Here is a 22726-nt window from a genome sequence, read left to right as displayed (position 1 = left end):
TGTTATACTTTAACCATGCAGAAGAAAGAAAAATCGGAAAATAAAAAGAAATCGTCCAAGAAGACTTCGGGAATCGGTTTTGCAATCTGGGTTGTTGCGGCGCTGATAATCCTTGTACTTTTTATTATCAATCAAAATAAAATTGCAAATAATCTTAAGGCTACTGGTTTTTTCAACAAGACTGGTCTTAAAACACCTGAATTCGTAGAAAAAGCAGAAGAACCTGAGACAGTCCAGGCAGAGAGAAAAAATGAAGTCGAGCCTATTGGTCCTGTAGAAATTGACCTTAATTCAACTGTAGCTGAAACTCCCAAAACAGCATCACCTGTAAAAGCTCAGAACGAAACTGCAAAGAAACAGCAGCAGGAAACAATTGAAGTTGCAAAGGGAAAGGAAACAGCACCAAAAACTGAAAAACCTAAGACTGAACCTAAAACTGAAAAAAAGGAAACTATAGTAAAGAAGGAAGTTGCAGTTTCAACTCCATCCACAAAAACAATGAAGTTAAAACTTTTCTTTATGACAATCAACAGCAACGGTACAGTCGCAAGAAAGGAAGTCCTTCGTGAAATGAAAAAATCCGACAGTCCTTTGGTCGATGCCATAAACGCTGTCATCTCGGGCCCTAATGCAAGCGAGGAGAAATCTGGATGCAGAACTTTGGTTTCAAGCGGAACAAAGCTTATCGGTGCTTCCGTAAAGAATGGAATCGCCACCCTTAATTTCAGTGGAAACTTTGAATTCAACGAATATGGAATAGAAGGTTTAAGGGGACAGCTGCAGCAGATAGTCTATACTGCAACAGCGTTTCCTACAGTAGAGGGAGTCCAGTTCCTTGTAGATGGTGAGAAAAAAGAATATCTTGGGCAGGAAGGCGTTTGGATAGGCACTCCACTTGGGAGAAACTCATTTTAATATAAGCTAAAAATAAAGGCCTTGGATAATTCCAAAGCCTTTTTTATTTACTCTACCCTGTAAGACTTAAGGATTGTATCGAAATAAAAGCGGCTTTTCTGATATACACCGTCAAAGACAGTGAATGTAAGCATGGCAAAATTTCCGTCGCTTTTTCTGGTGACAATCTTAAAATCCCTTGTGACATTGCCGCTTTCAGGCTGGAAGAATACATTCATGATGGACAATCTATTTTCCGTTCTTGTGACCTTAGCCTGCTGCCATACGGAATAGGAATGAGTAGTACTCTGAGTAAATCTTCTTGAAAGAAGATCCAGTGCCTGTTCTATGTCCATTCCTTCTGGAAGCTTCATTTCATTTATTGAAAGAAGTGCATAGTCCCCAAGAAGCCACAGGTTCTGCATCGACTGCTGCCACTGGGTATCCAATGTGATTTTCTGACTTCCACCATTTACTTCCACTTCCTCAGAACGCTTGTCTTTCTTAAAAACACGTTTCTTATCCTTTGGAAGACCATTAACTCCCTTGAACGAAGTAAAGCTTGTATCAGAAGAATCAACAAGAAGTCCACAGGTCTGAATCTGAAGAACAGGTTTTCCATCTGCCCCGGAAATTTCCTCGATATTGAAAATAGGAACAAGGGAATTGTACTTTATCTTGACGTTTCCTCCAAACTGATTAAAGGTATCGGTCACAACCTTGTTTTCGATGGAATCAAGGGGCTCATTCTGCCTTCTCTTTGCAAATTCATAGAGCATGTCGTGAAGGTAATTTACAAGATCAGAATTGCCTTCAACAGTTCCGTCAATTTTTTCTCCTGTCAAAGTAAAGCCTGACTTAGAAGGATCCACATTGACATAAATGGTGATGTCTTTTTCAGTGGACTTTGTCTTTGCATTTGCTGCAGAATAGATACGGGCAGCATAGGTACTGTCGTCGAAATAAAGGAACCCAACAACAGTCTCATTCTTGAAGCTGCTGTCCTGGTAGTAAACATATTCGCCTGAAACATCAGGAATATATTGCTTTACTCCAGGGAGGGACGCAAGGGATAGCATTGTAACAAACATCAGTGTAAATGCCGCAAATATCTTTTTAAAAATTCTCGTGTTCATTAGTCCGCCACCTTGCAATTATTAATTCACAATTCATAATTAAGAATTAATAATTGTGAATTGTGAATTGTGAATTGTGAATTATGAATTATGAATTATGAATTATTAATTACTAATTGTTTAGCTTATCAAGCTCTGCCTTTACGATTTCAGCAATCTTTGCACCTGCTTCTTCTAATGGAACAAGCACAGGGTCTGCCTGGTTACGCATCTTGATTTCAACGTTTGGAAGGTTTTTGTCGCCTACTGTAACGCGAATAGGATATCCGATAAGGTCCGCATCGGCAAACTTGACACCTGGGCGTTCGTCACGGTCATCAAGAACAACTTCAACGCCAGCTGCCTTGAGATCTGCATAAAGCTTGTCTGCGGCATCCTTCATTGCATCCTTGTACTTGATTGGAACGATGGCAACCGTATATGGAGCAACCGACATTGGCCATACAATTCCGTTATCATCGTGGAAGCATTCGATGATCGAAGCAAGAACACGGTCAACACCGATTCCGTAGCATCCCATTGTTGGAACTGCTGCCTTGCCGTTCTTGTCAAGGTATGTAACGCCCATGCTTTCTGTGTATTTCTTTCCGAGCTTGAAGATGTGTCCAAGTTCGTTTCCTTTTGATGTATGGAACTTTCCGCCGCAATGAGGACATGTATCACCTTCCTTGACTGTGCGGACATCAGCGTTGATGTATGCAGTGTAGTCGCGGCCTGGTTCAACGTGCTTGATGTGGAATCCTTCCTTACCTGCACCCGCAAAAGCATCGTGCATGTTGTTTACGCTAAGGTCCTGGATGATTGGGCACTTTACATTTACAGGGCCTACGAATCCGTGTGGAGCACCAGCGATCATCATGATTTCCTCATCGTCTGCAAGAACAACTTCAGAAGCCTTGAGAAGCCCCGCAAGCTTTGCTTCGTTTACTTCAAGGTCACCGCGGATAAGAACGCATGCGTATGAAACAGGATAGAATGTAAACTTTTCTTCCTTCACAGCCTTAAGGTTCTCGCAGTGTGGAGCCTTTGAAAGGTCAAGGGAAGAATTGATTACGCGGTAAACAAGAGCCTTGATGAAGTTCTTTGAAGATGTGCCGAAGAATTTTTCCATGTCTTCGATTGAGAAAACATTTGGTGTTGCAACTTCTTCAATTGCAGCATCAGTCTTTGCCATTTCAGGTGTATCTTCCTTACATGCAGCCTTTTCAACGTTTGCAGCATAACCGCAGTCACAGAGAATGAGAGTATCGTCACCGATTGGGCTTTCTACCATGAACTCTTCTGAACCTGAACCACCCATGGCACCAGTATCTGCCTTTACAGGAATGATCTTGAGGCCAAGGCGCTTGAAGATCCTGTGGTATGCCTTTGCATAGTCCTGGTATGTTGCATCGAGAGATTCGTCGTCTGCATGAAGTGAATATCCGTCTGCCATGTTGAATTCACGGCCACGCATTACACCATAGCGAGGACGAATTTCATCGCGATACTTTGTATTGATCTGGTATGCGTTGATCGGAAGCTGCTTGTATGAAGTAAGTCCCTGGCGCATGATAGCTGTATATGCTTCTTCTGCAGTCGGTGAAACAACCATATCCTGTTCACCGCGGTTTTTTGCCTTGAGCATCTGTGGCCCCATTGTGTCCCAGCGTCCGCTTTCCTTCCAGATTTCACCAGGAACGATAACTGTCGGCTTGAATTCCTGTGCACCGATGTTGTTCCATTCTTCCTTGACGATGTTTTCAACCTTGCGGTATGCCTTGAGTCCGAGCGGCATGTATGTATAAAGACCGTTGCCAAGTTTGCGGATAAGATCAGCTCTCATCATAAGCTGATGGCTTGAAATCTGAGCCTCTGCTGGGGCTTCGCGTAATGTTCTAAAAGAAATTTGAGATGCTTTCATAATAGAAGACATTTTAATGAATTCAAAAAAAAAAGTAAAATGTTGAACACAAAATCATTCTTCTATAAAATACATGCCATGATAAAGAAGAGATTTTTATACGCTGCAATCATCGCCCTTGGAACGCTAGGATTCATTTCCTGCACCACCACAAGCAAGGCCCAGAAGGCATTCGAAGAAGCGGAACCTTACACAGAGAACTACATCACAAACATAAACAGGAATCTGTCCTATACCAAGGAACAGTTCAAAAACGAAAAATTCCTTTTCATCAGGATGCACCACATCAACTACAACGAGGACGGAAAAATCCTTTACTATTGGCGAACACTGGCTAGCTGGATGGGACAGTCTGAAAGCGGAGATGCCTACACCCACACAGCCCTCAACTACACTCTAAAGGATGATTTCATAGGAATCACCACGCAAGGAGAAAATCAGGTCAAATATGAAAGGTTCGGAAGCCCTATGGAAAATCCCTACTTCTCAAAGATCGACATGGACAGAACTTCATGCCTTGTGCTTGCCATTCCTGTATCAGAAAGCGACTGGGAAAACTGCAAAGCACTTCTTGAATACTCAATGTCGCCCAAGAAAAACTTCAAATTCTCAAAGACCAGCGCACTTTCAGTTCCATTCAAGCACAGAAAAGCAAGAAAGCTGCTTAAAACTACGGACTTCAAAAACAACAACGACTACGAAAAGGTTGTTCTTGCCGATGACTATTCAACATATTTTGAAAAAGAATATAAATTCGCCTGCTCTGGCTACATAATGAAGATCCTTTCAACAGGCACCTCAAAATATAACAATATGTTCAACAAAAATAAGATCAAGGCAACAGCATATGCACCTTCCGACCTCCTCTACCTAGACCAGATCCAGCCTCTCTTCACCTGTCGGGCATCCCAATACGACAGGGCAGTTGAAGAATACCTGAAAATCTATCCTGAATTCTCAGAATATTTTTCTAAAAAGTGATTTTTTTCCTTCCGATAATTGAAAGGTAGTACTAGATTTTATTGGGAGGAATTATGGCATACGGTGCAAACCCATATGGCGGATACAACACATATCGCGAAATCGGAGTAAAGACAGCAAGCCAGGGGAAACTGGTCGTCATGCTTTACGAAGGCGCAGTCAACAACCTGGAAAAGGCAATGGCCCTCATTGATCCTACAGGAAAGATTCAGGCAAACAACATTGAGTCATACGGAAACTATCTTCAGAAAGTGATGGACATCATCACGGAGCTTCAGATCAGCCTGGACATGGACAGGGGCGGAGAAATCGCAAAGAACCTCATGTCCCTCTATGTATATTTCAACAAGACAATCCTTGAGGCTACAATGGACCATAAAAGGGAAAAGCTTGATTTTGTCCACAACATGTTGTCCCAGCTCCATGAATCTTGGATCACAGCATCAAACAGCACAGCAAATTCATCTACACAGATACCTGGAACAAGCCCATCATTCAGCGTACAGGGCTGAGAAATCCACCAGAAATTTCGGAGGAAAATAAAAATGGAACAGAAACTTACACAAGCAGAACTTGATGAACGCATCCTCATCCTAAAAAGATTCCGTTCGTTGCTTGAACAGCAGAGAACAAAGTTCCAGGAATACCTTAAGGTCCTTGAGGCACAGGAAAGCAAGATTTCTGAAGAAGACGCAGAGGCTTTGCTTGCCCACAGCGAGCTTGAAACGGAAATCGTTGCCAACATCGGCTCTCTTCAGAAGGTCATCATTCCAATGGAAGCTCTGTACAACAAGACAAAGGCAGCAACATATAATCCTGCAGAAGCAGTTCCAATCTCAAGAATCCAGGCCGACCTTTCAAAGCTTCAGTCGCAGGTTCTTGCACAGAACGAAAAAAACAGAAATCTTCTTAAATCGCATATGTCTACATTGAGACAGCAGATTTCAGAATTCAAAAATCCATACAGGACCGTCACATCTGTCTATTCACAGACTGCAACAGTAGGATCAAGAATTCAGGTTGAAGTGTAATGCGTGGACAACAGAATCCTGACGAGCCAATCAAGCACCGCGAGGTTTGTTGGAAATGCCACAGACCGATGGAAGCCTGCTACTGCAGATATACGGCACCTGTAGAAAGCGGAGTCAAATTCGTTTTTCTCATGCATCCAAAGGAAGCAAGAAAGCAGAAGACTGGTACTGGAAGGCTTGCGTCACTATGTCTTCCTGGCAGTGAGATAATTGTAGGCATAGACTTCACCAACAACGAAAGAATCAATCAGCTCATTAACGATCCACAGTACTACCCAGTGCTGCTCTATCCCTCAGATGAAGCATGGACAGCAGGAAAAGAAGGCTTCAAGGAAACACTCAACGGAAAGACCCTTCTTGCCTTCATCGTGGATTCCACATGGTTCTGCTCAAAGAAAATGATACGCTACAGCATGAACATCAACAGCCTTCCTAAATTCTCTTTTACAGGGCAGTATAAAAGCATCTTCACATTCAAGCACGAACCTGCAGAATATTGCGTTTCCACCATAGAGACCTGCTACTACCTTATCAAGGAGCTGCAGGCGGTGGACATCGCAGACAGGAATGCTGATCCTGAGCCGCTGATGAACGTCTTCAAGGAAATGATCAAATATCAGCTTCAAAAGGAAAACGACCGTATCGACGGCAAGATTGCATCAACCCATATATACGACTACAAGTACACAAAGAAAAGGGACATACCTGACTTTAAGTGAACACTAGCCGTTACTTTCTGTATTCGTTGCTGCTGTTCCTGTATCCAGGGGTAATTCCCTGGATCAGATTCTTTCCAGACCCTGTATTTGCGGTAATCATCCAAACATTCTTTCCATTCACAATAGGTTCCTTTCTTTCATAGGCAAGAATGCATTCATCTATGTTCTGTCTGGAAAAACTTCTGGTGGCGGCACTTGTGGTTATGTAATCGCTGCAGACTCCATTTTCAGGAAAAACCTCACTGTCCCACACACCGCTAAGATCCACTGCATCGGCAATGTCGCTATAGGCATCCTTCCAGAAAACCAAGGTGCTCTTTGCATAGACAAGGGCATCAAGAATCGATCCGTTAAAGGAATTTCTAAGATATACAATATCGCTGTCAGCAAAACATGATTTCGTGTTATCTGACCAAAGATCCCTTGCTGTGCTGCAGGAATCTTCATGGGTTGAAAGTGTAAGATCATCTCCAAGTTCACTTACCATTCCTTCTCCATCAAATTCATCTGCATCGACCGTACGCATGTGGACTGTAATGTAATCTCCTGAGTTCACTTCCACCGCTGGCATTGAATATTTCTTGTCATCACCATCGTTAGCGCTGCATACCTCAATACCGCAAAGATTTCCTCCATCCAGGACATAGACTTCCACATACTCACTTCTATGGACCTTTTGCGAAGTGCCTGCACCATCCTTGACAGAAGCTGTACCATAGGCGTTGCGGACTTCTGAAAGAATGACCTTGGCAGGATGATCATTGAAACCACGGAATGGAATGCTGAAGGTAAGGCTGTTTCCGTGCTCATCCATGATGAGACCTTCAAGTACATACCTGTTTCCAATGACAGTACTGTCTGTCATTTCAACAAATACCGTCTTTCCATCCTCCGAATAAGTTGCCTCCACGCCACAAAAAAGACTTTCTACATCACGGTCATAGGCACTTGCATTCTCAAGCCTGATTTTCTTGGTAAATTCCATCTCAAGGGACCTGCTTCCTGTAACGGTGAATTTTTCCACATGGGGAACTGAAAAATCACCATCAAGCACATCAATTTCATCAAGATCAGCCTTGCATCCCATAGGACATACGGCAAGAATAACGGCAAACAGAAGACCGCCAGCGGGAATGACGGTCCTTAACAGAAACTTTTTCATTAAAACCTCCTGTATATCTAATAACCGTAAAAAACATAAAAAATGCATTCTTTTTATGATTTTTTTTGAAATGATGTTATAATTGCGTAATATGGAAGCAATGGAGATTGAAGAAGAATTCTTAAACCGTACCACTGACAGGGCAAACAAGCTTATCGCAAAAATTTTCCTCTATTCAAACTTTGTCTGTGTGATATTCCTTATTGCCCATTATTTTGATTTCTTCAACATGTCATACACCTACACCCTTATCATCTGGGCTTTGATAATATACTTCTCCGTTTCCATGTTTCTTTTCTGCAGGCTGAATGTAAGCAGATCCTTCACCATGTACCACGGACTCCTAGGCGTAGTTGTGGTCATTTCAGCCATGGGTGCAAACAGTGCCATCGGAGTGAATATTTCCTATGCCGTAGCGACACTTTTCAGCTGCCTTTATCTTGTCAAACGCTATACGATCGTCGCATCTACTGTCGGTTACCTTGGAATGGTCGTTTCCCTTTTCATAAAGTCGAGGACAATGTACCTGGTGGATATGACCAGCGATACTCCTATGGAATACTTCAATCCAATTCTTGCTGGATTCACCATCGAATACATAATTCTCCTTCTTGCCTGCACATCGATCACCAGCATACTGAGGCAAACAGTTTATGAACTTCAGGAAAGAACGGAAAGAATCAGACGAATGCAGACAAAGGAACTCCAGACCTTTGCCAACATAGTTGAATGCAGGGATAAATTCACAGGTGAGCATATTGAAAGAACAAGCATCTATGTGGAACTTATTGCACGGGAACTTGCAAAGACAGAAAAATACAGGAACATACTTACAAGGGAAGTCGTAAACATCATCATCGAAGCTGCACCTTTGCACGACATAGGTAAGATACAGATTCCAGACAACATCCTCAAGAAACCAGGACGTCTCACAGCTGATGAATACGAAGTGATGAAGACCCATTCTGAAATAGGATATAACATGATCGGAAGCTATCTCCCTGAAATCATAGACGAAGAGCTTCTTATGTATTCAGAAATGATGGCTCTCCATCATCATGAGCGCTACGACGGCAAGGGATATCCAAAGGGAATCATGGGAGAGTCGATTCCTCTGTGTGCAAGGATCATGTCGGTCGCAGATGTTCTTGATGCCTTGCTTTCAAAACGTCATTACAAGGAATCTTACCCACTCGAAAAGGCAATAGACATAATCAAGGAAGAGCGTGGCAAGATGTTTGACCCAGATGTTGTGGACAGCCTTTTAAATGTGATTCCTAAGATCAAGGAACTTGAAAACCAGGCTCAGGAAATTGAACTTATTGAAGAATTATAGATTTTGCCATCTAGAACCATAAAAGCCATTAAAGAATGGCTTAAATTGATTTTTTCAGGTCACTTCAATAGTATTGAACCATGAACGCTATTACACAGGGAAACATCCTCAAGGCACTTCTTAGATTTTTCTTCCCTATTCTTCTAGGCACTTTTTTTCAACAGCTTTACAATACAGTTGACGCAGTCATCGTAGGACGATTTGTCGGCAAGGAAGCTCTTGCTGCAGTAGGCGGAAGCTCCGCAGTTTTCGTGCAGCTCATAGTAGGATTCTTCATGGGAATAACCAATGGTGGCGGCGTAATCATAAGCCAGTGTTTTGGTGCAAAGGATTCCTCTTCCCTTGAAAAGACAGTTCAGACATCACTTCTCATGAGCCTGGCAGGTGGTCTTGTCATGACTTCCATCGGAATTTCCCTTGCAAGACCTATATTATCGATAACAAGATGTCCAGAAGCCGTTCTTGATTCCAGCGCACGCTATCTGATGATTTTCTTTTCTGGTCTTGTACCAATGTTCATCTACAACATGTGTTCTGGAATTCTTCGTGGCATAGGAGACTCAAAGACTCCTCTGCTCATCCTCATCATCGGTTGTTTTTCCAACATAATCCTCGATCTTGCATTTGTCATATTACTTGACATGGGCATAGCAGGAGTGGCATCAGCAACTGTTCTCTGCCAGGTTGAATCGGCAATCATTTCCATCAATGTGGTTCAAAAAAGAAAGGATGTCTTCAACCTGAACCTGTTGAAAATGTCGATGGACAGAAAAATTCTAGGCCGTATAATGAGGCTTGGAATTCCTTCAGGACTACAGGGATCCCTTTATGTCATAAGCAACCTTATCATACAGACAAACATAAATTTCTTTGGAACAGATTCCATCGCAGGATGGGCAATCTACGGAAAGATAGATGTAATTTTCTGGATGACAACGGCAACCTTTGGAATAGCCCTCACTACGTTCAGCGGTCAGAATTTCGGTGCGGGACAATATGACAGGATAAAGAAAGCAACATGGATCACATTGGGACTTTCCCTCGCATCCACCTCGGTCATAGTATTTGCCTTCATGAACTGGTCCCAGGGAATATACAGATTGTTTACAAACGACCAGGAAGTGTTGGAGAAAGGTATTGAAATGGTTAGATACCTTGCGCCTTTTTACTTTGTCTACATTTCCATTGAAATTCTAAGCGGTACGGTAAGAGGTGCAGGAAAGAGTCTTGCCCCTACACTGATAACGGTTTTTGGTGTCTGTGCCCTCCGTCTTCTATGGCTTTTCATCGCAGTGCCAGCAAACCAGACCATGAGGATGGTTCTTTTCAGCTATCCTCTTACATGGACCGTAACTTCCCTTGCATTCTGGGTATATTTTCTAAGCAACAGATGGCTTAAAAAGTAACATGCAAAAAAAAGCAGACCACAGGAACTCTAAATTCCAAAGGGTCTGCAATTCTCACAAACGCCTAGAGGCTTGCATGAGGGGCAATCAACTTGAAGATTCGGTCAAGATCATCGCCTGTATAATAGTTGATGGTGATAGAGCCTTTTGAAAGATCTCCCTTAATCTGAATCTTTGTACCAAGTCGTTCTATTATCTTGTTTTCAATGGCAATAAGATTTGGATCACGGTTATCCACGGCAGGCTTTGATGTTCCTTGACCAGAAGAAGATGGACCATCTTTCATTTCCTTTGCCATAGCCTCTGCCTGACGAACATTGAGTCCCTGCCCCTGGATTCTTCCATAAAGAATCCTCATGTCGGTATCATTGTCCAGGCTGAGAATAGCACGGGCATGACCAGAAGTGATCTTGTCTTCAACCAAAGCCTTCTGGATATCCTCTGGCAATTTAAGGAGACGGAGACAGTTTGCAACAGTAGACCTGTTCTTTCCAACACGCTCCGCAACCTGATCCTGATTGAGGTTTGCAATTTCCATCAGCTTGTAGTAAGCCTGGGCTTCTTCCACAGGATTGAGATCTGAACGCTGAATGTTTTCGATAAGGGCAACAACCAGCTTCTTTTCATCAGAATACTTCTTGAGCTGAACTGGTATTTTTTCAACGCCAGCCTTAAGGGAAGCTCGAGTACGGCATTCTCCAGAAATGATGTAGAAAGTACCGTCACCAGCATCTTCCACTGTAACAGGCTGAAGGACACCAATCTGACGGATTGATTCAGAAAGCTCAGAAATGTAATCCTCGTCAAAATGAGTACGAGGCTGATATGGATTAGGCTTGAGAAGCTTTGGATCGCACCACAAGGTTCCATTTTCATCTGCGGTGATTCCGTTTGGAAGATTTGTCTTTGTCGATGCGACAGCAGTTTCCTTAAGCTGAACTCCAGTGCTCTGCTGTTCTACAGGAGCTTTTACAGAAGAATAATCGTCCTCTGCATCCTGCATTAAGGCTCCAAGGCCTCTACCAAGTCCCTGATGCTTAGCCACGGCTTATTACCTCTTCTGCAAGTTTCTTATAGCTTTTTGCACCGATACATGTCGGATCATAGATACAGATCGGCTCTCCATGGGAAGGTGCCTCAGAAAGCTTGATGTTTCTTGGAATCATTGTATTGAAAACATAGTCTTTGAAATAAGAGATGACCTCTTTTACTACCTGCTCCGCAAGCTTTGTACGGCTGTCATACATCGTAAAGAAAATACCACCGATCTTAAGGTCCTTGTTGATTCCGTTCTGAACCTGCTTTACAGTCTGCAGGAGAAGAGTAAGACCTTCAAGGGCAAAGTACTCGCACTGCATTGGAACGAGAACTTCATCTGCCGCAGCAAGACCGTTGAGGGTAAGAAGTCCAAGAGATGGAGGACAGTCGATGATGATGTAGTCATACTTGTCGCGTACAGGTGCAATCGCATTCTTAAGGTAGAATTCACGGTCATCGAGACCAACAAGTTCTACGACTGCACCAGAAAGATCGATGGATGCACTGATGACATCAAGGTTCTGCAATGCAGTATGCTTGATTGCCTCGTCGCAAGAAGCCTGTCCCGCCATGAGCTCATAGATTGTAGGTTTTTTCTTGTTTACGCCAACACCAGACGACATGTTTCCCTGGCTGTCAAAATCCACAAGAAGAACCTTTTTACCTGCTTCTGCAATATATGCACCGATATTGATTGCTGATGTAGTCTTTCCTACACCACCTTTCTGATTAACAAGTGTGATTACCTTTCCCATAATGCTACCATTATACTATTATTTTGTGTCAGTTGTCGATAAGTGAAAATTTCAACCATCAAGGATCAATAAGATCGTTGAACCAGGTCTTTAGACTGCGCCAGCTTCTGACTGCCTTTCTTTTTGCCATGTTGCCAGCTGCTTCCTTGACCTTAGACAAGCTTCTGCTTGCAAGAGCCTGAGGATCAATATCCTTCTTAAAGCTGGAAAGTATCATCCTTGCATAGCGTGGAACCGTTGCGGCAAACACATCGCCCGCAAGTGAAAGAATCCAACCAAGGCAGATGAGGACGGCAGTTATTGCCTGCCATCTGTGAATTGTTTCCGCAGCCCCAAAAATATCCAGAGCAACGATTGCGGCAACGGCAAGGGAAACAAGACGCTTTGCAAAACGCACAGGCCTTACGATCCTCGAGCTGAGTTTCTTCTGCTGCTTAAGGCTGACAAGAAGGAACATAAACTGAATTGAACACACTCCAAGAAGACTCATGGTGTATACCTGGTATCGTTCAAGATATATGAATCGAAGAATCAGGTAGACAATATATACAACCTGAAGAAAAAAACGGCACACTGAGAAAAAGTATGTGAACTCGTCTATGATCTGGTTTATTGCCTTTTCCGTCTGCGGAAGAATGAAATTCTCCTCAGGCTCGCTTGGACCTTTATCTATGTATTCAATTTCCATCTAAACCCTCTTGTTCTCCAGAGCAAATCAACCAAAAAGTCTACGGCATTCAAGGTAGAATCTCTTTTCATCCGCTTCGCCCATGCTGAAGCTTTTTCGTGGAAGAGGTCCACGACCGCTGATGGTGTCAAAGAAAGAATCCTTGGCGATTGGAGGAAGAAGAATTGAAACTGCATTTTCCTTCTGTCCAAGACGGAACACTTCTTCAGCTCCATGGATGTAGTCAATCTCAATGCCGTCGTACTTTTTGATGAATTCATCAAGTTCTGGCTGAAGACGACTTACGGCAAGATCAGTAATTTCAGTAGCAATACGGGTAAAGCGAAGTTTTCCATCTACGCTGTATACAAATCCAAAATCCGCAACTGAATTCTTTACATTGACTTCAAGAGCCCCACGGTTGTCCTCATCGATGATTTTTCCATCAAGCTTGTCCGCAAGGTATGAAATCAATTTCTGTGGATATGCATTGAAAAGTACACGGTGAATAGGCTCAAAAGTAAGGCCTTGGTCATAGATGTTTACTATTTCAACAAGGGCATAGCGCACATTTGAACAGGCAATTTCTTCTTCTGATTTTCCTTGTGCCCTAAGTTCATCTCTATATTCATCCCATACAGCCTTGGCTGTCGCAAGGGAATGGTTTCCATCACCAACCGCAAACATGAATGTACTTCCATCAGCAGCCGTATTATCCTTGAAGAGCTTATCAAGGCTTTCGTATACGGACTTCATGTCGGCTTCTGATCTTACAGCCCATCCTGAAACATGCCCAGCACCAAGCATAAGATCCCCGTCATAGACTGGTGAATTCTTTTTTGCATTGTCACCAGCCTTTTCCACAAGGCAATGCTCAGGATCATTTACAAGGAGCATGATATGAGGAAGCTCAAGAGGTGCGTTTTTTCGGATTTCCTTTCTTGGAGGAATACGGTCAACAATGGTAGCTTCCGTTGCACGGATAAGATTCTTACTGAAAGGCTTCCACTCGTAGGTATCAAGATCAATTGCACATACAAGCCCCTTTCTTGTTCTTCCGTAGGCAGAAGTGCGTTCTACATATATGAATTCTTCAGTTTCCTCGTCAAAGACATTGCTTGAAACATAGTCAGACATTGCACTACGGATTTTTTCAAGGCGCTCCTTTCTGTCTGGAGAACCAAGGTAAACCTCTGGAAGAATAAGGTTCAAGGTTGAAGGATTTGATCCTGCTGCATCAGAAACCTTTTTCCAATACTCCATATCCTGCGTATACTGATCACAGGCAATTACACTCCATGAGTCCAACTTCTTGTCGCGTGGCAAAAGAATGCCAGGAACCTTAATTCCAAACTTGTCAAAATTATTCATGGAAAACATTATAGCAGAAACCCTATGAATTTGTAACAGGGTAAAACATACTCAAGTCTACCCAACTTTATGTTTTTAATTTACAATGAATCCATGGCGATGAATTTACAGCAACGGCAGCTTCAAAAACAGGTTCAGGTAATGAGCCAGAAGCAAATTCATTCTCTCAGCATCCTCTCCATGTCTTCCCAGGACCTAAACGCTGAAATAAGAAAGGCAGCAGAAGAAAATCCTTCTATTTTAATCGGAGACATGATGAACAGAAAAGGAAGGATGCCTAAGGACAATCTAAGAATCTCGTCATCTTCAACAAAAGGGGAGCTTGCCTCAGAGTCACACCAGGCAGCCTTGGAAGCCCATGCCGACACAAGAAAGTCCATCACCGAGCATTTTTTAAGCCAGCTCAATATGCTCAACCTTCCTCCTGCGGAATTTGAGCTATGCGAAAAACTTATATACAATCTGGATTCCAAAGGATTCCATTTTCTTGCCCCTGTTTCCCTTTTGGACAAGAAAAACAGAAGCCACACCATCGGTCTTCTTGAAAAATGCATGGCAAGAATACAGCAGTTTGATCCACCTGGACTTTGCGTAAAGAACATGGAAGAAAGCCTGTTCGTCCAGGCAAAGCAATCAGGGGACGCACCTGAACTTGCTCTGTTTCTGCTGGATGGAAGGCTGAACTACCTTGATCCTCCAAAGCCAGATAGAATTCTTACAAAGATAAAAAAATATCTTGACGGTCATAAAAAGATGATTGGACTTACGGAAGCATCGATGCGGTATACGGACTTTACTTTAAGTGAAGAAGAAATCGAGAAGGCATTGCTTTTCATACGCCGTCTTGACCCTTTTCCTGCGCGAGACTTCTCCACAACAGAAACCCACTACATATCACCTGATGTCCATGTCGAAAAAATTGAAGACAACGACATTCCAGACGATGCGACAACAATAGGTGACAGTGAAATTCTTCTCAACATAAGAATGAACGATGAAAGCATTCCTCCCATCTCAATCAACGACGAGGACATGAAGCTTCTTGAATCAAAAGACCTTAGCGACGACGAAAGGAAAGAGCTGTCGGAAAAGATCACCAAGGCAAAGGAACTGATGGAAGCAATAGCATACCGACAGAACACCATGCTCAGGGCATGCTCGGAGATCGTCAGGATTCAGCTTGAATTCTTTAAAAAGGGACCTGGTCATCTTTCCCCACTTAAACTCCAGGACATAGCAGATAAACTTGGAGTCCATGAAACGACCGTAAGCAGAATGTCAAACAGCAAGTACCTTCTCTGCGACTGGGGACTGTTCAACATAAAATATTTTTTCACAAACGCCGCATCCACAAGCGACAGCTCCGTAAGCCGTGACAGAGTACTGTTTCTTGTTAAGCAGATCATTGAGGAAAACACAAGCGGAAAAAAACTCAGCGACCAGAAAATCGTAGAAGCATTGGGAAAGCAGGGAATTAAAATTGCACGCCGCACCATCGCAAAATACAGAAATCTGCTGAACATAGAATCTTCATACAATAGATGATTCCATGTCCAATACTTATACAATCCTTCCTATTTTTAAAATTATTTTAAATTTTGATTTTTTAAAATTAAGTGTTATAATATATATATAACCTTGATAGAAGGTTTGGGTACGGCAGTTTGCTGGACATATAAAAATACTACACAAGGAGTACTACCATGAAGACATCAATTTCAGCACAGGGCTTTACACTCGACAAGGACCAGCAGGAACTTATCAACAAGAAGCTTGAAAGAATCAGCTACGCAGAGAACCTTATCGTGGACCTTATCATTCACGTAAAGGAAGACAAGAAATTCTATTTTGATACAACTGTAAACTATCGCTGGGGTGCAAACGCACACGTTACAGGCGATGATTTTGATTTTGCAGCTGCACTCAACAAAATGATGGATGTTCTTGATCAGAAGGTTAAGAAGGATAAGGATAAGGTTCAGGAAAAGAAGTAATTTCAATGACTGAAACCTGCATATAGGGGATGAGCACCTGTTGTTCATCCCTAAAAAAGAAGGACCGTCTACAAGGAGAGGTGCAATTCCCAACAGACGGTCCTTTGTTTTTTTAAATCTTTTTTAAATTGTTTTTAACTGATTGACTTATACGAACAGCATTGAATCAAACCTGATGTCAATGACCGTTATATCATCTGGAAGCATACTGTTTCCTATGTAGTTATCTACGCAGTACTTGATTTCCTTGGCAACATCTGCAGTCGGTTTTGTATAAAGATCGATGAAGAAATTCTTTGCATTCTGATCTTCAAACCTGAATCCATCTTCATTGACCATATCTGTCAAACCATCTGAGTACAATTCAAGATGGATTCCCTTCTTGGCGGCAAGGGTAAGATAAGGCTTTGTATCTTCTTTCTTTGAGTTCTCCAGATTAGACTTTACAGATCCCATTCCAAATGGAGGCAGTTTTGGTTCTATGCTTGCAACCTTTGGTCTAGGATCATCCTTGCTTGAATTTGCATAGACAAGGTAAGTCGTAGTATGGCCACAGTTGAAGACCTGGAAAAAATGCTTCTTAAGATCAATATAGACAAAGACACCTGTTATGAAGTTTCCAACAGGAACAACATCCTGAAGGTAATCATCGAACTCTGAAAGAATATCTACAGGATCAAGAGAAATGTTAGGAAGCTTTCTGCGGGCTTCAAAAAATGAAATGGCGGCAACAGTAAGCAAGGAAGCGGCAACATTCTTTCCAGAAACATCGCAGCAACATATAAGCGACTGGAATTCTCCAAGCTTGAATGTCTTATAGAAGTCACCTCCCAAGGTATTTGCCATTCTGTTCCAGCAAGTAATGCCAAACTGGAATTTTGAAAGATCGTCTGTAGACGGGAAAAGGGACCTCTGGATCTGACTTGCTTTATCCAGATCCTGTTTTCTGATTTCATCCATACGGTCAAGGAATTCATCAAGGGCAACAATACCAAAGAAGTTTCTCCTGTCAAATACAGGGAAATAAACCATGCCGAATTTCTTGTTGAGTTCAGAGATTCTACCAAGGGTCTTTTCGATATAGTCTTTTGCCTGGAAAATTACGCTGACCTTTGTCGTCATTTCAATGATTGTGCGTGACATGAAACGCTTGAAAGCTGTAGAAGTCGCTTCTTCTACAGTATGTCTATCAATGATACCGACAACCCTATCATATTCTTCGACTGGAACCGCACGAAGATCAGGGTTCCGTTCAAACATCTCTATTAAAGTATCTATGGTTGCACTGCCGTTTACAGGTTCAATGTATTTTGCAATTGATCCAATCTGCTTTGGAGAAAAATCCTTGGCAAAATTTTCAGTTCCGTTTTCGTTACGAACAACCTCCTGCTCGCCTGTAAACTCCATTGCATCAATGAATTCGCTTTCCACTCCCGACATAATTTTCTCCCACAAACTTTATAAAATACTAAGTATAAATTCACTCCCATCATCATATTAAATCACCATCATCAATATAGATATGGAATTAGTTGTTAAAAATTAGGATTTTTCCTATCTGTCATGGAAGAAACAACCGTAAAAACTGCAGGAATTAGGATTTTTTTAATGTCAGAAAAGTGAAGATACTGTCAGTTCTTTTAATCATCTGACTCTTCCTTGAGCTTGCTCAATCTGTCATTCATCTTGTTTGCCATGATGCAGCCTGCGTACCAATTGAAGAAGCCTGCAATGCCATAGACAACAAGAATGGTCACTTCGAATCCACAGATCATGCCAAGATCCTTGAAATCAAACCACTTGAGCCATAATCCCATGGAAACTACGGATGCATTGACCATTATAAAGAAAAGAACATTATATAAAAGAGCCTTTGACTTTGATGTGTTGTCCTTTATTTCAAGAAGACAGTTAAGCAATGCAAGGAAAAAAGAAAGTCCAAGGCATCCGAAAACATACGGAAGGTTAAGGTTTACATCGAAGCCCCAGAACACCAGGATGAAGAGACTTGAAAAAATGAAGACCAATGTGTTGATGACTGAAAATTTTAATATTAGTTTACTTATGAAATCTCTGTTCATGATTATTACTCTCCTCAAAGTCCAAGCATATCCTTTAGCACTGGCACATAATTTCTTGAAATGATTATCTTACATTCATTTTTTAGTATCGCCTCAAACCTGCTACCAAAGGCTGGTGAAAGGCTCTTTACCTGATTGAGATTCAATATGGTAGATTTGTTTGCCCGCATGAAACTTTTGGGTGAAAGATACTGTTCAAGCTGATATAGTTTTTCCTTTGACTCAAAGGTTCCATTGGTCGTATAGGCAAAGACCAAATCATCGATGCTTTCTATGTAAAAAATATCTTTCTGATCTATAAAGACCATGTTCTCACCTTTATAGAAAACCAGTTTTTCATTTTTAGCTTTAAATGAATTGATGAGGCTTACAAGCCTGTCATCCAGAGCACAGCATTTAACGATGATTTCTTCTTCCTGCCCTTCTGGGCAATCCAATATGGTCACTTTCATACAACTACCTGAGGCTCATTATATCACAGCGACAATATTTTCTCACCTTTCTTAAGGCACAAGGCAGCCTCTGATTCCTTTTTACAGATGAGATGACATTCAGCGGCAGAAGCATAACAGTATGCAATGACAAGTTTGTCCTTTTCTGACATTATTGCCTCCTGTGCCTTTTTTTCATAGAGTTCGGCACACCTGATGAAATCCATGGCTCCCTGCTCTGCTTTTCCAAAAACTGCATTTGGAACGGAAACGCTTACCTCCGCACGGTTCATGAGAGCCTCAAATTCTGATTCCTTACCAGTGGAAAGCTCAACACCACGATCAAGATAAACGAAGGCCTTTTTTACAAGTCCCATGGCAGAAAAGACATTGGATTTTCCACCTCTGATGGCAAGACAGGATCCATAATAGGCATTCGCGATCGGATCGTTTTCATTCTTTTCCACAAGAGCCTTAAACAAAGGTTCAGCCTGATCTTCACTTCCTTCTGAAAATAAAAAGTAAGCCCTATCGAAAGCTTCATTACCTGTCTTATGCTCATTTACTGGATTTTCATTCTTCATGTCATAGTAGCTATTCTTGATGTTTTCTATGATTTCCTTCATGTTCTTTTTATTCTCCTTTGATTTCATGTTGACGCACTGTGACATCTGAATGCCGTCCTCAACATAGATGCTATGCATAGTATTTTCCGTCGTGTAGAATTTCTGCAGCCTTTTTTCTTCAAGCGGAATTCTTGTCTTTATCACTTTTCCATTTTCCATGAAATAGTTTTCACAGGCACAGACAAGTTTTCCATTTTGATCCAATAGAACAGTTCTGTCCTCTCCGATGCTCAGAGTATATTCATCCCCGTAATCATTTTTAAGAATTACATTGACGGAAGAAAAAGACCTTGCGTCCATATCATAGCGCTGCTCTATCTGCCAGTAATCTGGATTCTGCTGCCAGACGGCATCGTAAACAGGCTGATAAACCTTGTATTCTTTAAGGTTTTTGCAGTCATCAATTTCATCGATAAAATCGCGCGCAAGTATTCCACCAGTAAAACCTGGACTGACTTTTAAATCCAGTTTTTTCGCAACAAGATCCCCCATGAAATCTTCACCGATAAACATCATTGGAATTCCAACAAAACAGGAAATACTTACCAACGCTGCACTTAAATAAAATCTCAAACTCTTCATCTTATACCTCACTTTAAGCTGTAATGAAACTAACGATTAACTCCATGGATTTCACAGAAAAACTTCCCGACATAACCACAAAGAAACTGAAGGCCGCAAAACGGAACAGAAGGGCTGGATCAAGGAACGCTTGTACCGCTTTACCGATCTTTGTAGAGGGAGCCGGTCTGCCGCATTTTTTAGTAAACCTAAAGTCATAGCTGATGGCATTTTCACTGCAGACACCCATGCACTCTCCGCACTTTGCGCAGGTAATCTCAGGCTTTCCTTTTTTCTCCCTGATTGTCGTAATGTCGATGGCACCAAATGGGCATGACTTTGCGCACTTCAAGCACCCTTTGCATTTATCCGTGTCTATCTTTACACGGAAGGCGCTGAACCTGTCTGTAAGTGAAGCAAAAGCCCCGAAAGGACATAACATGCTGCACTGAGTCCTTCTTTTTGTCAGAAGCGGAAGGACGATTACAAGGGCAACGAAAAGGCCTATGAAAATAATGCCTCCGATTATGGCAGGTATGGAATCAAAGGGCTGGTATTCCGTCACCAGTTTGAACGGACAGAACCACTCGCAGTAGATCGCCGCCATGGCACCAAGGGACCCCAGAACGATGAAAGCAAAGAAACCAAACTGGAATTCCCTTATCTCACGATTTTTTGAAAGAAGATTGATCTTTGGCTTTTTTGCAATGGAAGCAAACCCCTGATCCCAACCTCCGTAGAAGCAGACCCAGCTGCACCAGCCGCGTCCAAGGGTTACTGTGAACATGAACCAGATGCAGAGCATTCCGGCAACCGCAGCATAGTGACCCGTAATCCGTGCAGGAAAAACAATGTTCTTCGTAATGACGAATGGCGCAAGGACCTGAGGTATTGTAATATGACAGAAAGGAAGTTCCGCGTTGGAAAAAGCTTCATTTGTAATCGCCATGGATCCACGCGACACGATGAGTTCATTGATGAATCCAATGCAAAAGAACACTGCATAAAGGCTCAGGCATAACCTTCTGTATTTCATTCCGCTGCCCTTTTTCTTCTGTTCAAGAAAGGTCATTCTTGCAAAACAGAAAAGAAGGAAAGCTGCATAGATCAGGCTGTATACGGAAAAATTATTTCCAAGTACCACAAAAAACAGGATGACAAAGGACATCATGATTGACTGGATGATTAAAATTGCTTTCATGGATGCACCCTCCTAGAATACAAGTGGAATGAGTCCCACAAAAAAGATGTAGTAAAACGCAAGGAGTATTTTTGTCACCCGTGCTACTCTTTTCAAAGACGGAACTTTTATCGCCGCAAAAGGAATTCCAAGATACGGAATAAAATACGGAAGGGATCCGACGTAAAAGAAGATCATGTAAAGGAATCCTGTCTTTCCACCGTTCATGGTTCTGAACATGGCGGTCCAAAGTGGAGGACAGATATGAAGTCCTACGGAAAGCCCCGTAATGACTGCAGTCGCATAATCATTCGACAGCTTTTCAAAGCGGCATCCATGGGAACATCTGCTGTTGAAAAGAAGGCTTATGCCGCAAAGGATGTAGGCATAATAGGAAAGTTTCCTTGCAAAAGAAGGATCAAAGAATTCCCCTGCAAGAAGTCCAAGGCATGAAAGAATTATGCCAAGGATAAAATATGTCAAAAGACGGCTGCCAAGGAAAATTCCCGTAAGGGCCGCATTTCTTGTAAAACCATCTTTCTTTGAACAGAACAGGAACGGCACAAGTACCGGCGCGCAGTACATGGTGCAGTAAGTTCCCGTTGAAAAACCAAGTGCTATTGCTTCTAAAACCATGAGCCCACTATAACGCCCCATGGTTCAGAAGGGAATATGAAAAAATGCAAGTTGCAGGAATTATGGGGTAAGATGCAGGAAAACATGTCTTTTTCAGCTGTTCAAGAATTACCGTGCAATTCTTGCGGCGAAAGTCATGTCAGGTATTGGCTCCTAAACGGGCAAAGCTTTCACCTGTAAGCTGTCTCCGATATTTCGGAGGAAAATATCAAACAATTTCAATTGGTGAATAAGCAAAAATTTCTACGTTATTATATATGAGTTAAAGTTTTTATTGTGCTTTTTTATTTCTTCGCACATTTTTAACACCATCGCTTTTGTTCCTGGCAGCCATATATGATAATGCCTATTATCTAAAGTATTAATCCAATATCCTCCAATGTAGTGACTAAGCATAACATTTGAAAGAACTGAATAATCCTCCCTGCGTTTTATCCACAATATCCTAATTTCTATACACTCTTCAAAGTATGAAATAGAAGTAGAAAAAGATGTGAGAATAATAAACAGACAAAGAGAAAAGCAGAAAACTGTTCCCGCAATGCATTGAAAAACGGTCTCATATGCATTTGAAACAAGTAAAAAAAATCCCATGAAGAACAATAAAACAGTCAATACTAGTGCACTAATTCTCAGTATAAAAGATTTTATTTCTACTCTTGATGTCATTTTCATCTTTTCCGTGTGCAGTATAGGAACCATCACTATTATTAATCCACATGCCCGTGGGGTCAGAATACTTGATCGGATTGTTTGCGCCGTAGGCATACAAATTACCATTGATGGGCCGAACCCTGATTTTTCACCTGTTTTCCGAC

At 42.0% G+C, this 22726-nt stretch carries 23 protein-coding genes; 10 read left to right on the top strand and 13 right to left on the bottom strand.

Going from position 1 to position 22726, the window contains the following annotated elements; all coding sequences use genetic code 11:
- Window positions 1-15 precede the first annotated feature (15 nt).
- Window positions 16-915, top strand: coding sequence for a GerMN domain-containing protein (locus tag ACKI39_RS04760; protein WP_407398175.1), 900 nt, complete (start codon window positions 16-18; stop codon window positions 913-915).
- A gap of 47 nt (window positions 916-962) precedes the next feature.
- On the opposite strand, the gene ACKI39_RS04755 is transcribed toward ACKI39_RS04760, so the two are convergent.
- Complete coding sequence (locus ACKI39_RS04755; protein ID WP_407398173.1) at window positions 963-2030, bottom strand: DUF7954 domain-containing protein; 1068 nt, start codon at window positions 2028-2030, stop codon at window positions 963-965.
- A 112-nt stretch (window positions 2031-2142) separates the two neighbouring features.
- Window positions 2143-3933: a proline--tRNA ligase gene (locus ACKI39_RS04750; protein WP_407398171.1), complete on the bottom strand. Its 1791-nt coding sequence runs from the start codon at window positions 3931-3933 to the stop codon at window positions 2143-2145.
- Between the two features lie 78 nt (window positions 3934-4011).
- Here ACKI39_RS04750 and ACKI39_RS04745 point away from each other — a divergent pair, with 78 nt between their 5' ends.
- Genes ACKI39_RS04745 through ACKI39_RS04730 form a run of 4 tightly spaced genes read left to right on the top strand, consistent with a single transcriptional unit; the run spans window position 4012 to window position 6664 of the window.
- Window positions 4012-4914 carry a hypothetical protein gene (locus ACKI39_RS04745; protein WP_407398169.1) on the top strand — a complete coding sequence of 301 codons (903 nt, stop codon included), beginning with the start codon at window positions 4012-4014 and terminating at the stop codon, window positions 4912-4914.
- Between the two features lie 53 nt (window positions 4915-4967).
- Window positions 4968-5426, top strand: coding sequence for a flagellar export chaperone FliS (gene fliS, locus ACKI39_RS04740; RefSeq protein WP_407398167.1), 459 nt, complete (start codon window positions 4968-4970; stop codon window positions 5424-5426).
- 33 nt (window positions 5427-5459) lie between these two features.
- Complete coding sequence (gene flgN / locus ACKI39_RS04735) at window positions 5460-5945, top strand: flagellar export chaperone FlgN (RefSeq protein WP_407398165.1); 486 nt, start codon at window positions 5460-5462, stop codon at window positions 5943-5945.
- Window positions 5945-6664, top strand: a complete 720-nt coding sequence (locus ACKI39_RS04730; RefSeq protein ID WP_407398163.1) for a tRNA-uridine aminocarboxypropyltransferase — start codon at window positions 5945-5947, stop codon at window positions 6662-6664. Before flgN ends, ACKI39_RS04730 begins: the two co-directional genes overlap by 1 nt.
- Before the next feature lie 10 nt (window positions 6665-6674).
- On the opposite strand, the gene ACKI39_RS04725 is transcribed toward ACKI39_RS04730, so the two are convergent.
- Window positions 6675-7826, bottom strand: coding sequence for a lipoprotein TP_1001-related protein (locus ACKI39_RS04725; protein ID WP_407398161.1), 1152 nt, complete (start codon window positions 7824-7826; stop codon window positions 6675-6677).
- Between the two features lie 91 nt (window positions 7827-7917).
- Between ACKI39_RS04725 and ACKI39_RS04720 the strand changes: the two genes are divergently transcribed.
- Together ACKI39_RS04720 and ACKI39_RS04715 are read left to right on the top strand one after the other, a co-directional pair.
- The gene (locus ACKI39_RS04720) at window positions 7918-9162 is read left to right on the top strand and encodes an HD-GYP domain-containing protein (RefSeq protein WP_407398159.1); all 1245 of its coding nucleotides are present in this window, start codon (window positions 7918-7920) and stop codon (window positions 9160-9162) included.
- An 80-nt stretch (window positions 9163-9242) separates the two neighbouring features.
- A complete protein-coding gene (locus ACKI39_RS04715; protein WP_407398157.1) occupies window positions 9243-10568 on the top strand; it encodes an MATE family efflux transporter in 1326 nt (441 codons plus the stop codon).
- A 64-nt stretch (window positions 10569-10632) separates the two neighbouring features.
- On the opposite strand, the gene ACKI39_RS04710 is transcribed toward ACKI39_RS04715, so the two are convergent.
- From ACKI39_RS04710 to ACKI39_RS04695, 4 genes are read right to left on the bottom strand one after another with little or no spacing between them, the layout of a single operon-like run.
- Entirely contained in the window at window positions 10633-11613 is a 981-nt protein-coding gene (locus tag ACKI39_RS04710) for a ParB/RepB/Spo0J family partition protein (RefSeq protein WP_407398155.1), read from the bottom strand.
- On the bottom strand, window positions 11606-12361 hold the full coding sequence (locus tag ACKI39_RS04705; RefSeq protein WP_407398153.1) for a ParA family protein: 756 nt from the start codon (window positions 12359-12361) through the stop codon (window positions 11606-11608). The genes ACKI39_RS04710 and ACKI39_RS04705 overlap by 8 nt, the downstream gene beginning before the upstream one ends.
- Window positions 12362-12419: 58 nt before the next feature.
- The gene (locus ACKI39_RS04700) at window positions 12420-13049 is read right to left on the bottom strand and encodes a hypothetical protein (protein ID WP_407398151.1); all 630 of its coding nucleotides are present in this window, start codon (window positions 13047-13049) and stop codon (window positions 12420-12422) included.
- A 27-nt stretch (window positions 13050-13076) separates the two neighbouring features.
- Entirely contained in the window at window positions 13077-14399 is a 1323-nt protein-coding gene (locus ACKI39_RS04695; protein WP_407398149.1) for a DUF1015 domain-containing protein, read from the bottom strand.
- Between the two features lie 93 nt (window positions 14400-14492).
- Between ACKI39_RS04695 and rpoN the strand changes: the two genes are divergently transcribed.
- Together rpoN and ACKI39_RS04685 are read left to right on the top strand one after the other, a co-directional pair.
- Complete coding sequence (gene rpoN / locus ACKI39_RS04690; RefSeq protein WP_407398147.1) at window positions 14493-15944, top strand: RNA polymerase factor sigma-54; 1452 nt, start codon at window positions 14493-14495, stop codon at window positions 15942-15944.
- 158 nt (window positions 15945-16102) lie between these two features.
- Window positions 16103-16393 (top strand): HPF/RaiA family ribosome-associated protein, encoded by a 291-nt coding sequence (locus tag ACKI39_RS04685; RefSeq protein ID WP_407398145.1) that lies wholly within the window; start codon window positions 16103-16105, stop codon window positions 16391-16393.
- Window positions 16394-16540: 147 nt separating this feature from the next.
- Here the strand turns inward: ACKI39_RS04685 and ACKI39_RS04680 are convergent, their stop codons facing one another.
- The 6 genes from ACKI39_RS04680 to ACKI39_RS04655 form a co-directional block, all read right to left on the bottom strand.
- Window positions 16541-17833, bottom strand: a complete 1293-nt coding sequence (locus tag ACKI39_RS04680; protein ID WP_407398143.1) for a PP2C family protein-serine/threonine phosphatase — start codon at window positions 17831-17833, stop codon at window positions 16541-16543.
- Between the two features lie 200 nt (window positions 17834-18033).
- Window positions 18034-18474: a hypothetical protein gene (locus tag ACKI39_RS04675; protein ID WP_407398141.1), complete on the bottom strand. Its 441-nt coding sequence runs from the start codon at window positions 18472-18474 to the stop codon at window positions 18034-18036.
- A gap of 14 nt (window positions 18475-18488) precedes the next feature.
- Window positions 18489-18926 carry a LytTR family DNA-binding domain-containing protein gene (locus ACKI39_RS04670; RefSeq protein ID WP_318690501.1) on the bottom strand — a complete coding sequence of 146 codons (438 nt, stop codon included), beginning with the start codon at window positions 18924-18926 and terminating at the stop codon, window positions 18489-18491.
- A gap of 23 nt (window positions 18927-18949) precedes the next feature.
- Complete coding sequence (locus ACKI39_RS04665) at window positions 18950-20113, bottom strand: tetratricopeptide repeat protein (RefSeq protein WP_407398139.1); 1164 nt, start codon at window positions 20111-20113, stop codon at window positions 18950-18952.
- A gap of 13 nt (window positions 20114-20126) precedes the next feature.
- Window positions 20127-21293 (bottom strand): 4Fe-4S binding protein, encoded by a 1167-nt coding sequence (locus tag ACKI39_RS04660; RefSeq protein ID WP_407398137.1) that lies wholly within the window; start codon window positions 21291-21293, stop codon window positions 20127-20129.
- A gap of 12 nt (window positions 21294-21305) precedes the next feature.
- Window positions 21306-21908, bottom strand: coding sequence for an urease accessory protein UreH domain-containing protein (locus tag ACKI39_RS04655; protein WP_407398135.1), 603 nt, complete (start codon window positions 21906-21908; stop codon window positions 21306-21308).
- 592 nt (window positions 21909-22500) lie between these two features.
- Between ACKI39_RS04655 and ACKI39_RS04650 the strand changes: the two genes are divergently transcribed.
- The coding region (locus tag ACKI39_RS04650; RefSeq protein WP_407398133.1) for a hypothetical protein at window positions 22501-22726 on the top strand (226 nt) is incomplete at its 3' end.

This window comes from Treponema sp., assembly GCF_045641405.1.
GTDB lineage: Bacteria > Spirochaetota > Spirochaetia > Treponematales > Treponemataceae > Treponema_D.
This window is presented reverse-complemented; position numbering and strand designations above follow the sequence as displayed.